General features: G+C 47.8%; 9 protein-coding genes. 2 read left to right on the top strand and 7 right to left on the bottom strand.

Going from position 1 to position 12,455, the window contains the following annotated elements; translation table 11 throughout:
• Positions 1-6 precede the first annotated feature (6 nt).
• From ViNHUV68_RS06305 to ViNHUV68_RS06275, 7 genes are all read right to left on the bottom strand, one after another.
• The gene (locus tag ViNHUV68_RS06305; RefSeq protein ID WP_391089980.1) at positions 7-489 is read right to left on the bottom strand and encodes a GNAT family N-acetyltransferase; all 483 of its coding nucleotides are present in this window, start codon (positions 487-489) and stop codon (positions 7-9) included.
• Positions 490-594: 105 nt separating this feature from the next.
• A complete protein-coding gene (locus ViNHUV68_RS06300; RefSeq protein ID WP_391089978.1) occupies positions 595-2,472 on the bottom strand; it encodes an AMP-binding protein in 1,878 nt (625 codons plus the stop codon).
• 44 nt (positions 2,473-2,516) lie between these two features.
• Positions 2,517-3,695, bottom strand: a complete 1,179-nt coding sequence (gene prpF, locus ViNHUV68_RS06295) for a 2-methylaconitate cis-trans isomerase PrpF (RefSeq protein WP_391089977.1) — start codon at positions 3,693-3,695, stop codon at positions 2,517-2,519.
• Between the two features lie 9 nt (positions 3,696-3,704).
• Positions 3,705-6,296 (bottom strand): Fe/S-dependent 2-methylisocitrate dehydratase AcnD, encoded by a 2,592-nt coding sequence (gene acnD / locus ViNHUV68_RS06290; RefSeq protein ID WP_391089975.1) that lies wholly within the window; start codon positions 6,294-6,296, stop codon positions 3,705-3,707.
• Between the two features lie 68 nt (positions 6,297-6,364).
• Positions 6,365-7,507, bottom strand: coding sequence for a 2-methylcitrate synthase (gene prpC / locus ViNHUV68_RS06285; RefSeq protein WP_391089973.1), 1,143 nt, complete (start codon positions 7,505-7,507; stop codon positions 6,365-6,367).
• Between the two features lie 109 nt (positions 7,508-7,616).
• Positions 7,617-8,513 (bottom strand): methylisocitrate lyase, encoded by an 897-nt coding sequence (gene prpB / locus ViNHUV68_RS06280; protein WP_038174313.1) that lies wholly within the window; start codon positions 8,511-8,513, stop codon positions 7,617-7,619.
• 11 nt (positions 8,514-8,524) lie between these two features.
• Positions 8,525-9,220, bottom strand: a complete 696-nt coding sequence (locus ViNHUV68_RS06275; protein WP_038174554.1) for a GntR family transcriptional regulator — start codon at positions 9,218-9,220, stop codon at positions 8,525-8,527.
• 271 nt (positions 9,221-9,491) lie between these two features.
• Between ViNHUV68_RS06275 and ViNHUV68_RS06270 the strand changes: the two genes are divergently transcribed.
• Together ViNHUV68_RS06270 and ViNHUV68_RS06265 are read left to right on the top strand one after the other, a co-directional pair.
• The gene (locus tag ViNHUV68_RS06270) at positions 9,492-10,289 is read left to right on the top strand and encodes a hypothetical protein (RefSeq protein WP_038174314.1); all 798 of its coding nucleotides are present in this window, start codon (positions 9,492-9,494) and stop codon (positions 10,287-10,289) included.
• A 236-nt stretch (positions 10,290-10,525) separates the two neighbouring features.
• Positions 10,526-12,313 carry a M20/M25/M40 family metallo-hydrolase gene (locus tag ViNHUV68_RS06265; RefSeq protein ID WP_391089970.1) on the top strand — a complete coding sequence of 596 codons (1,788 nt, stop codon included), beginning with the start codon at positions 10,526-10,528 and terminating at the stop codon, positions 12,311-12,313.
• Positions 12,314-12,455 lie beyond the last annotated feature (142 nt).

Here is a 12,455-nt window from a genome sequence, read left to right as displayed (position 1 = left end):
ATTCAATTACTGCTTGTTGATTGCTTTTCTTAACCAATGGATATGGTGCTCAAAACCTTGTTGCTGATAAAACTCAACCGCTTGCTGGTTAAATTGCCACACCTCAACAAACACTTGCTGCACACCATAGTCATCAAAACGCTGTTCGATTTCGAGACATAGCTGCGAGGCGATACCTGACTTACGTTGCGCCGCAATAACATACAGTTCGTCGATACTGCCCATAGGAACAGGTTTACTGACCGATGAGATGAGCTCACAGAAATGCCCACTCACAAAACCAACGATCTGTTCATCAAGCGTCGCGACCAAAACCAAGCATTCAGGATCATCAAGGTAGCGCGCAATACTCTTTTCTTGCTCAATCTCCTGAGCGCTTTTAAAGTGTTCTGGACATCGCTGATGATGTTCATCATGAAGCTGAAACATCAACTGATTGAGTGACTCTAAATCGTCGTGGTTGGCGGCACGTATCGTCGTAGGTTGCATGTGTATTTTTGCGTTAAAAATAAAGCACTAGTTTGGCGCGAACGCTGGTATTTAGCAATAAAAAAGCCCCTCAAATATCGGGGGCTCTTGATTAACTTAGAACTTTTATGAATTCAGCGCTCTTTCTATTTCATCTAGGCTGGTTGGATCATCAATGGTGGATGGCACAGTGTACTGCTCTCCGTCGGCGATTTGGCGGATAGTACGACGCAAAATCTTACCTGAGCGCGTTTTAGGCAAGCGCTCTACCACCAACGCATGTTTAAAACAGGCTACTGCGCCAATCTGATCGCGAACCTTACCAACTAATTCACCTTCAAGCTGCGCATCATCGATTTTAACCCCATCCTTGAGTACCACTAATCCCAGTGGTAACTGACCTTTCAAATCATCATGCACACCAACCACCGCGCACTCGGCAATTGCAGGGTGACCGCCAACAATCTCTTCCATTTCGCCAGTTGAAAGACGATGTCCGGCGACGTTTATCACATCATCAATACGCCCCATAATGAACAAGTAACCCTGATCATCAAGGTACCCACCATCGCCCGAAACATAGTAACCGGGGAACTGGCTCAAGTAACCAGACTCAAAACGATCGTGATTACGCCACACCGTTGGCAAACAGCTTGGTGGCAACGGACGTTTTAATGCCACAAAACCCTGCTGATTAGGCCCAACTGATTCACCCAATTCATTGAGAATCTCAACTTGATAGCCTGGAATGGGTTTGGTTGCCGAGCCCGCCTTAATCGGCATCAGTTCGATACCGGTTGGATTACCGGCAATCGCCCAGCCTGTTTCGGTTTGCCACCAGTGATCGATGACGGGCTTTTGCGTTTTCTCTTCAACCCATTCAAGTGTCGGCGGGTCAAGGCGTTCTCCCGCCATAAAGATGGTTTTCAGATGAGATAGGTCATACTTTTTCAGCTGCTCGCCGTCTGGATCTTCTTTCTTAATCGCACGAAACGCCGTCGGCGCCGAGAATAGTACATCGACCTTGTGCTCTTCACATACACGCCAAAATGCTCCTGGATCTGGAGTGCGTACCGGTTTACCTTCAAACAAAATGGTGGTGCAGCCGTGGATTAATGGCGCATAGACGATATAGGAGTGGCCGACTACCCAACCAACGTCGGAGGCTGCCCAGAACACACCGTCTTGGGCAATGTTATAAATGGAAGTCATCGAGTACTTCATCGCCACAGCATGACCGCCATTGTCTCTAACCACGCCTTTAGGTTTGCCAGTTGTGCCTGAGGTATAAAGAATATACAAAGGATCGGTGGCAAGAACTGGAACACAGGCGTGAGGCAATGCTTGTTGATAGGCTCTCGCCCAGTCAAGATCACGATCTTGAGTCAACTCGGCTTGACATTCGGGGCGCTGCAAGACGACAACGCACTCTGGTTTCCAGCGACTGTCCATAATGGCTTTATCGACTAGGGGTTTATATGGAATGACTTTATTGACCTCAATACCACACGAAGCCGTCATCACCAGTTTTGGCTCCGCATCTTCTAAACGCACAGCCAGTTCATTGGCAGCAAAGCCACCAAATACTACTGAATGAATAGCACCTAGGCGCGCACACGCAAGCATCGCCATAACAGCCTCTGGAATCATCGGCATATAGATGACAACACGATCACCCTTCTCAACCCCCTGCGCTGCCAACATACCGGCAACTTTGGCCACTCGGTCACGCAACTCTTGATAGCTATAGCTTTGCTGGCTGTTGGTCACAGGTGAGTCGTATATCAACGCCGTTTGTGAACCTCGCCCCTGCTCACAATGATAATCAAGGGCTAGCCATGACGTGTTGAGTAACCCGTCGGGAAACCAGCGTTCGATTCCGTTTTCGTCTTCAGCCAACACGGTTTGTGGTGCTTTAAACCAATCGATATTTTTTGCTTGAGCGCCCCAAAAATCTTGTGGATCTTGGGTTGCCCATTGATATTCTTTTTCATATGCAGACATATTGCTTCCTCCAGTATGTCTAAACTTGCGCTTCGATTTGTTATCTACTCAGCAAAGACATTAGAGGGTACACGCACAAATCCCTCCATTAAAATTCGAGCACTTCGGCTCATGACCGCTTTTTCAACCAGCCAACCTTGGTCACTGTGGAGTGCTTTTGCCCCCACTTTCAATGTGCCCGAAGGGTGGCCAAAAGTAACCGATTCCATTTCACCGCCACCTGCCGCTCGATTGACTAACGTACCCGGTACGCAAGACGCCGCAGCGATAGCAACCGCGGCCGTGCCCATCATGGCGTGATGCAGCTTACCCATTGAAAGCGCGCGCACCAGTACGTCGATTTGTTTGGCATTGACCGATTTTCCGCTCGAAGACAGATACGACTTAGGCTTTGCGACAAACGCGACCTTAGGGGTATGTTGACGGCTTTGCGCCTGATCAATGCTATCGATTAAGCCCATTTTCAGCGCGCCATAAGCACGAATTTTTTCAAACCGCGCTAAGGCTTGTTCATCGTTATTGATCTCTTCTTGCAATTCTGTGCCTTGGTAGTCAAGCGCTTGCGCATCAATAAAAATCGTCGGGATTCCTGCATTGATCATCGTGGCTTCAAAACAGCCCACATCCGGCACGTCTAACTTATCGACTAAATTCCCAGTTGGAAACATGACGCCTTCACTTGGCTGCATAAAATCAACCTGAATTTCGGCTGCAGCGAAGGTCACCCCATCGAGTTCAAAGTGACCCGTTTCTTGAACTTGGCCATGACTGATGGGCACATGAACCACAATCGATTTATTAATGTTCGCTTGCCAAACGCGAACTTGCACAATGCCGTTGTCTGGAATCCGCTCTGCATCAATCAGGCCAGCGTGAATCGCAAAAGGGCCAACTGCAGCTGATAGGTTGCCGCAGTTACCACTCCAGTCAACAAATGGCTTATCAATTGAGATCTGACCAAATAGGTAATCAACATCGTGATCAGCTTGGGTACTCTTTGATACAATCACTGTTTTACTGGTGCTTGAGGTCGCCGCCCCCATACCATCAATCTGTTTGCCGTAAGGATCAGGGCTGCCAATCACACGCATCAGTAATTGGTCACGCGCCTGACCCGGTTTTTGTGCAGCTGGCGGTAAATCGGTGAGCTTAAAAAAGACACCTTTACTTGTTCCACCCCGCATATAAGTTGCGGCCACTTTGATTTGACTTGAAGTTGTCATCTCTTCCCCTTATTGCGCCAAGAAATCTTGAGCAAAGCGCTGCAAAACACCACCCGCATTATAGACATTGACTTCGTCCGCAGTATCAAGACGGCAAGTCACTGGCACATCAAATTTTTCACCGTTTGCTCGGGTCACCACCAGCGCTAAATCAGCACCTGGTGTGATATCTCCGAGGACGTCGTACAATTCGCTGCCGTCTAGCTCAAGGGTTTTACGATCCGTCCCTGCTTTGAGCTGCAGAGGCAATACCCCCATACCGACTAAGTTGGTACGGTGAATGCGCTCAAACCCTTCAGCAACAATCGCCTCAACGCCAGCCAAACGTACCCCTTTTGCCGCCCAGTCTCGCGATGAGCCTTGACCGTAATCCGCTCCTGCGACAATGATCAAGGGTTGCTTACGGTTCATGTACGTTTCAATCGCCTCCCACATTCGAGTGACTTTGCCTTCAGGCTCAATACGCGCAAGCGAACCCTGCACCACTTGGCCGTTGTCCATTACCATTTCATTAAATAACTTAGGGTTGGCAAACGTCGCACGTTGCGCGGTTAAATGATCGCCACGGTGTGTCGCATAAGAGTTAAAGTCCGCTTCTGGCACGCCCATGGATGCAAGATATTCGCCCGCAGCACTATCGGCCAAGATGGCGTTCGATGGCGATAGATGATCGGTTGTGATGTTGTCACCTAGCACTGCTAATGGACGCATGCCAGACAAACTGCGCTCCCCTGCGAGCGCGCCTTCCCAATACGGCGGGCGGCGAATATAGGTACTTTGTGGTCGCCAATCATAAAGTGGATTGTTATTACGCGCGCCTTCATCCAGTTTAAACATTTGAATGTAGACTTGCTTAAACTGCTCCGGCTTGACATGCTGGCCAACTACCGCGTCGATCTCTTGATCACTTGGCCATAAATCATTGAGGTATATAGGTTTACCACTGCTGTCTGTACCAAGCGCGTCACGTTCTATATCAAAACGAATCGTTCCTGCTAATGCATACGCAACGACCAAAGGTGGCGAGGCAAGAAAAGCCTGTTTCGCATAAGGGTGGATGCGCCCATCAAAGTTACGATTCCCCGATAGAACCGCCGTGGTGTACAGATCTCGGTCGATAATTTCTTGCTGAATGGTCGGGTCAAGTGCACCACTCATGCCATTACAAGTCGTACAAGCGTAAGCAACGATGCCAAAACCCAACTTCTCAAGCTCTGGCAGTAGGCCTGAGTCTTCAAGGTAAAGCTTGGCCACTTTAGAGCCCGGCGCAAACGACGATTTAACCCAAGGCTTTCGCACCAAACCTAGTTGGTTGGCTTTTTTTGCCAGCAGACCTGCAGCAACCACGTTACGAGGGTTACTGGTATTGGTACACGAAGTGATGGCTGCAATAATTACCGCACCATCAGGCAAGTTGTCATCATCTTGCGCAGGTGTTTGTGGAATAGAAATACCGCGCTGAGCAAGTTCAGAGGTAGGCAATCGGCGGTGTGGATTTGATGGCCCTGCCATGTTGCGCGTCACTTGCGAAAGATTAAATTCCAACACTCGCTCGTATTCGGCCTCAATTAAGTCATCGGCCCACAATCCAGTTTGTTTCGCATACAATTCAACCAGCGCAACTTGCTCTTCATCACGGCCTGTGAGTTTCAAGTAGGTAATGGTCTGCTCGTCAATGTAGAACATGCCCGCGGTAGCGCCATACTCTGGCGTCATATTTGAAATCGTCGCACGGTCGCCGATGGTAAGATCCTTAGCTCCCTCACCGAAGAACTCTAAGTAACAAGAGACCACTCGTTCGTTTCGCAAGAATTCGGTAATCGCCAACACAATGTCTGTTGCAGTAATGCCCGGCTGACGTTTACCGGTTAACTTAACCCCAACGATGTCTGGTAATCGCATCATAGATGGCCGTCCGAGCATCACGGTTTCGGCTTCAAGGCCACCAACCCCAATCGCGATAACCCCTAATGCATCAACGTGAGGTGTATGGCTGTCGGTGCCAACACAGGTATCTGGATAAGCAATGCCCTGCTTTGCCTGCACCACAGGTGACATTTTCTCAAGGTTGATTTGATGCATAATGCCGTTACCAGCGGGAATCACACTTACGTTCTCAAAAGCAGTTTTACACCACTCGATAAAGTGGAAACGGTCTTCATTACGGCGATCTTCAATAGCACGGTTCTTTTCAAACGCATCTGGGTCAAAACCTGCATGCTCTACCGCCAATGAATGATCGACGATCAATTGCGTTTCAACCACCGGATTGACTTTATCAGGCTCACCGCCTTGCAGAGCAATTGCATCTCTTAGGCCCGCTAAGTCAACCAATGCGGTTTGGCCCAGAATATCGTGGCACACTACTCGGGCAGGATACCAAGGAAAATCGTGGTCACGCTTGCGCTGAATAAGCTGTTGTAAGCTTTGCTTTAATATACTTGGATCGCAGCGTCGAACCAGTTGCTCCGCCAGTACGCGTGAGGTGTATGGCAGTGTTTCATAAGCGCCAGGAGAGAGCGCATTGACAGCTTCACGGGCATCAAAATAATCAAGATGTGTTCCCGGAAGCGGTTTTCGGTATTGGGTATTGACAGTCATAGCAGCTTCCATTCAGGTAAGTCGTTGTTATTCGCTCCCTCACTACAGGGAGGGAGCGTGCGTTGGGGTTACCTGTTTTCGATTGGCACCCAGTCTTGATGATCGGGGCCAGTATAGTCCGCGCTTGGACGAATAATGCGGTTATTGGCGCGCTGTTCATACACGTGGGCAGCCCAACCAGTTAAGCGGCTCATAACAAAAATCGGTGTAAATAGTTTGGTTGGAATATCCATAAAGTGGTAAGCCGATGCATGGAAGAAATCCGCATTACAGAATAAGCCTTTTTCACGTTTCATTACCGCTTCAACTCGCTCAGACACCGCGTATAAGTGCGTATCGCCCACCGCCTTCGAAAGCTGTTTTGACCACTGTTTGATCAACGTATTACGCGGATCACTTTCGCGGTAAATTGCGTGACCAAAGCCCATAATCTTGTCTTTGTTGGCCAACATTTGCATGATGTTTGCTTCCGCTTCATCTGGTGTTTGCCAATTTTCAATCATCTCCATCGCTGCTTCATTCGCGCCGCCATGCAGTGGGCCACGTAAAGTACCGATTGCAGCCGTCACGCACGAATGAAGATCAGACAGGGTTGATGCACAGACTCGCGCTGCAAACGTCGACGCATTAAATTCGTGCTCGGCGTACAAAATCAATGAGCAGTGCATTACTTTCTTGTGCATTTCTGTCGGCTCTTTGCCAGTGAGCAATTTCAAGAAATAACCGCCAATGCAGTTTTGCGATTGATCTTCAGTATCGACTCGCACGCCGTCATGGCTAAATCGATACCAGTAACAGATTATCGCTGGAAACAAGGCTAACATGCGCTCAGTAGCATCTAACTGCTGAGAAAAGTCGCGTTCTTGCTCTAAGTTACCTAATACAGAGCATCCGGTGCGCATTACATCCATTGGATGAGCAGAGGCGGGGATCAATTCAAGTGCTTGTTTTAGCTCAGCGGGGAGGCCTCGCAAACTGATCAGACGCGTTTTATACTCATCCAACTCTTGCTGATTCGGTAGATGACCGCGTAATAATAGATGAGCGACTTCTTCAAATTGTGCGTTATTGGCTAAATCAGTGATATCAAAGCCACGATAGGTTAAGCCAGTGCCTGTTTTACCAACGGTACACAGCGCTGTACTACCTGCACTTTGGCCGCGTAAACCTGCGCCGCCTATTTCTGCACTCTTTTTCGATGCTAGAGACATTTTTTGAACTCCTTTTCTGTTTGATACTGCTCTCTTGTGGAGCGTTTTTTACCAAACGATTTCACGTTATTAAATTGATTGAAATGGTTTTCTTGGGCTTGCGCGCTTGTTATTTTCCTTCTGAAAATAGCTGATCGAGCTTATCTTCATAGTCATGGTATTTAAGGTGTGCGTACAATTCTTTGCGCGTCTGCATTGATGCAGTCAGCGCTTCTTGATTACCGACATCAAGCAGATGCTGGTAGACATTTTCTGCCGCTTTGTTCATCGCACGGAAGGCACTCAACGGATAAAGCACCATATCAACTTTTGACTTCGCCAAATCATCGCAACCATAAAGAGGCGTTTGACCAAACTCAGTAATATTGGCCAAGATAGGCACATGCTTGCCCGTCGCTTGGTGCAGGGAATCAGAAAATTGCACATACTGCTCCAGCTTTGTCATCGCTTCAGGGAAGATCATATCGGCCCCCGCTTCAATGCAAGCAATTGCACGCTCTATCGCACGGTCGATCCCCTCGACTGCCAACGCATCGGTGCGCGCCATAATGACAAAGCTTTCGTCATGGCGAGCATCAACTGCTGCCCTGACACGATCAACCATCTCTTGCTGGCTAACAATGGCTTTATTCGGACGATGTCCACAACGCTTTTGTGCCACCTGGTCTTCCATATGCACTGCGCCAGCACCTGCTTTCTCCATTGCTTTTATCGTGCGCGCGATGTTAAACGCACCGCCAAACCCAGTATCAATATCAACAAGTAGTGGCAGATCACAGGCATTGGTAATGCGCTCAACGTCGACCAGTACATCATTCAGTGTCGTGATACCGAGATCGGGAAGGCCATACGATGCGTTCGCAATACCACCTCCAGAGAGGTAAATCGCTTGATGACCAATGTTTTTCGCCATCATCGCGCAATACGGATTAACCGTGCCGACAATTTGCAGTGGATTGTTTTGTTCAACAGCAAGTCTAAACTTTGCTCCTTGAGATAAACTCATGACTCTTTCCTCTAGTCCTTACGGATTTGTTGTGCAATCAGTGAGCGGCTTCCTGATATGTGACGACGCATAAGCATTTCGGCTAATTCTTCGTCACGATTGCGGATCGCCTGCAAGATATATTTATGTTCATCCAACGCTTCAACCGGACGCGATTGAGAGCGTGGCGACTGATAACGGTACATACGAAGCAAGTGGTACAGCTCGTCGCACAGCAGCGCAATCAACTTACTGTTACGACTGGCTAAAATGATTCGATAGTGAAAGTCGAAATCACCATGCTGGTGAAAGTATGAGGCCCCTTCGACTTGATCAATATGATGTGAATGTGTCAACAATACCGCTTCGAGCCCTGCAAGTTGCTCTTGCGTGATGTGCCGTGCGGCCAAGCGCGCGGCCATGCCCTCTAGCGCCTCACGCACAGAGTAGAGCTCAACCAATTTTTCTGGCGATAAAGTAATCACTCGCGCACCAACATGCGGAATACGTTCGATTAACCCTAACCCTTCAACGCGCATGATGGCTTCACGCAACGGACCTCGGCTAACCTGATAGCGCTTAGCCAGTTCGGGCTCAGAGATTTTACTTCCAGGCGCTATATCACCATTGACAATCGCTTCAACCAGCGACTCGGTCAAGCTTGCTGATTTGGTATGCTCTTTTTCTACGAGAGCGCCTTTTTGTCGAGTTTTAAGCTCTGTATTCATCTCTATTTTACTCTTGGTAACAACCGAAGACTGTCTACAATCTTTCTTCATACCAACAAAATAGACCATAACATTGTCGACAATCAAGGTCATTGTCGACAATTTAGACTAAGGTATAACTCTTGAGCAACTTAAGCTACGCACAACTGTGTCACATATTAGCAATCGATTACGGTGCCGATTAACACAAATGCCACAAAATCAATGACTCACATTAGGTATGCGTTTAGTATCGTAATTCATTAACACGGATAGTGAATAGATAAGGCTTATGTGGAAGTTAAAGCACAAATTAATGGTTGCCGCGATGCCACTGTTAGGCCTAAATGGCTGCTCTTTATTTGACGCGGATCAGCGTCAGCCCTACTACCCTTTGCTGCGCGACGCCATCTATTCAGAGCAAGAGCTCGCGGTCATTCAATCAGACAATATCCTTACGCAAGCGATTCGAAATAATCATTTTTTAGCCGTCAACGAGACTTCGACACTCAATCAAGCCTTTAACAAACTGTTCGCAGAAGCAACCAACAATCAAGCCGTGTCGATTGATGATCTGATTGAGTCCGAGTTTCACCAAAACTTAGCCTTACTAATCAAACAATTTAGTTGCGAGCTGTTCGCCAGTCAGCAACCCGTCGATTCAATCCAACTTTGCCCACTGAGTAACCAGATTGTCGACAATGGTTTGGATTATCTGCCCTTTCAACAAGGTCGCCGCGTAACCGAACGTTTGAGTGTGGTAAGCAAAAATAGCCAAGACACGTTTCAACTAGAATTGTTCTTAAGAAGTAGCCATGAACGTTCTCTCGATACTTTGTGGGGCGCGGTTCATGAACTGGGCGCATTGAAAGGATCGCAACTAGCACCTGAAAGTATCGTCCTCACAGTCAACCTCAATGCGTACAAAAAAAATCCTGCTATTCAGCGCTGGAAATACCTTAATCCGGAACCTTTACTTTTCTTTGTCGTTTTACCGCCAGTTGACTACATCACCAGTCGCCCTAATGAGATACAGAGCATGGACTTTGCCTATCGCAGTGCGAAACTATTAATCGTTGACAGCCGTTAAGTCATTGATGCGAAAAACAAGGTTACCAACAAAACCCTTTTAACCCCTTACATTTGATAATGTGTTTGTTTTCTGTTGAATTCGTGATGACTTGTCGAAGGATATGTAACTGATAAAATTGATAAATGTACCTTATTTGATATCGATTCATAAATAGCCACACGCCATCAATTTAACATTTTTTTAACGCCAATTTTCAGCAAGTATGTGACTGCTAAATCAACAAGGAGTCACAAATGCAAGTAAGCATCACAACAACAAAAACTATGCTCGCGACCGTTATCAGTACCACCCTACTTTCAGGATGTTACTGGGACGACCCAGAAAAAGCGGCGAAATACGTCAGTAACAAAATTGATCGTAAAGAGGTGATAAGCCACCTAGTCGAACTTGAAGCACGCGCATCAAAAACCACTGATGGCAGTTCCGTTACTCGTGCCGCCGGTAGTGACGGTTACCAATATTCTGTCGATTACATCATCGAGACAATGCGTGATCACGGCTATATCGTCTCAACCCAAGAATTTGATTTCCGCGCATGGGAAGAGCTAGCGGGGACCAAACTCAACGTCAACGGTAGCGATTTGATCAGTACTCGCGGTGCAGGTGAAGGGCAAGAGGCCGATTTTGCCGCGATGTCATACTCGGGCAATTCAAATGGTGTGCTTTCGGCACCGGCGGTATTTATCACTCCAGATTTTCGTTTTGATGCCCCAGATTACGACAGTACTGACGGCTGTGAAGCGTCAGACTTCGCAGGTAAAGACGTTGCAGATAAGGTAGCCGTCATTCAACGCGGAGGCTGTAGCTTCAATACAAAAGTCGTTAACGCGCAAAATGCTGGAGCGAAAGGTGTCATTGTCTTTAACCAAGGCAACGCAGAAGGCAGAACCGCGGTTGTGAATGGCACATTAGGCAGCGACAGCCAAGCGACCATCCCTGCACTAGGCGCGCGTTTTGAACTTGGTCAACAATGGTATCAACTGAGTCAAACAGCGGATGTTCCTGTCACACTCAATATTAATGTTCAAGACGAAAACGTCATTACTCAAAACGTCATTGCCGAGACTAAAGGGGGCAACCCTGACCAAGTGGTTATGCTTGGCGCACACTTAGATTCAGTGCCAGAAGGACCAGGAATCAACGACAATGGTTCTGGAACCGCCGGTTTACTTGAATACGCGGTAACGCTCGCCGATCTTAATGCTCCTGTGAAAAACAAAGTCCGCTTTGCATGGTGGGCGGCAGAAGAAGCAGGCTTAGTCGGATCGGAATACTACACCAATGAGCTGTTTGGTGCGCTACGCAGTCAGGCAGAGCAAGAGATAGTGGACGAGCTTGGTCTAGAAGATCCGAGTCAACTGACTGAAGAACAGCTCGATTTAGTTGAAGCGCGTTATTATCAGCTCAACAAAGTCCAGCTCTATCTTAACTTCGATATGATTGGCTCACCGAACTATATTTTCGGTGTTATGGATGGCGACCTGTCTGACACCAAAGACAGCCCAGACAATGCTTATACCGGTGACTTCACGCCGCCTTATGGCACATCGGATATCGAGTCAACATTCAATCGTTTCTTTGCGAGAAAATCGGAAGCAACCGTCCCACAAGCGCTATCAAAACGCTCTGACTACGCTGGCTTTGCCGATTGGGGAATTGCCTTTGGTGGTCTGTTTACTGGTGCAGAAAAAACCAAGTCGGCACAAGAAGTCGAGCAATTTGGCGGCGAAATTGATGTCGCTTATGACAAGTGTTACCACCAAGCATGTGATGACTTGAACAACATCAGTCAAAACGCCTTGTTCGTCAACACTCAGTCGCTTGCTTACGTCACCACCTACTACGCGTTTAGTGAACCCGTGTTTCCACAACCGCAACCAACAGCTCAAACTGCACTGCGCAGCTTGAGTGTTGCAGACGCACCGACCACGAAACAACGTATTGGTGAGAAATTGAAAGCAGCGGATAGCGTCTCTGACCACGATCACTTCCACGGTGACTTTGATCAAGACCGTCAATAGCCCCATCCTGTTTAACCCATAACATCAAGCCGCACCTAGTGCGGCTTTTTGTTTATTTGACGCGGAGGAAGTTGCGTGAACTTTATGAACAAAACTCACTTTATGCTCAATATTGTTTTTATCACCGCATTACAGACAGATA

Origin of the sequence: Vibrio sp. NH-UV-68 (genome assembly GCF_042940635.1) — a bacterium.
In the GTDB taxonomy this organism is placed as follows: Bacteria; Pseudomonadota; Gammaproteobacteria; order Enterobacterales; family Vibrionaceae; genus Vibrio; species Vibrio pacinii.
Note: the sequence above shows the minus strand (reverse complement) of the source record. Positions and strands in the feature narration are given on the sequence as shown.

Bases quoted from the DNA above. Each gene is read 5' to 3' on its own strand.
- ViNHUV68_RS06305 (WP_391089980.1), bottom strand. From the start codon at position 489: ATGCAACCTACGACGATACGTGCCGCCAACCACGACGATTTAGAGTCA.
- ViNHUV68_RS06265 (WP_391089970.1), top strand. From the start codon at position 10,526: ATGCAAGTAAGCATCACAACAACAAAAACTATGCTCGCGACCGTTATC.
- ViNHUV68_RS06300 (WP_391089978.1), bottom strand. From the start codon at position 2,472: ATGTCTGCATATGAAAAAGAATATCAATGGGCAACCCAAGATCCACAA.
- ViNHUV68_RS06270 (WP_038174314.1), top strand. From the start codon at position 9,492: ATGTGGAAGTTAAAGCACAAATTAATGGTTGCCGCGATGCCACTGTTA.
- prpF (WP_391089977.1), bottom strand. From the start codon at position 3,695: ATGACAACTTCAAGTCAAATCAAAGTGGCCGCAACTTATATGCGGGGT.
- acnD (WP_391089975.1), bottom strand. From the start codon at position 6,296: ATGACTGTCAATACCCAATACCGAAAACCGCTTCCGGGAACACATCTT.
- ViNHUV68_RS06275 (WP_038174554.1), bottom strand. From the start codon at position 9,220: ATGAATACAGAGCTTAAAACTCGACAAAAAGGCGCTCTCGTAGAAAAA.
- prpB (WP_038174313.1), bottom strand. From the start codon at position 8,513: ATGAGTTTATCTCAAGGAGCAAAGTTTAGACTTGCTGTTGAACAAAAC.
- prpC (WP_391089973.1), bottom strand. From the start codon at position 7,507: ATGTCTCTAGCATCGAAAAAGAGTGCAGAAATAGGCGGCGCAGGTTTA.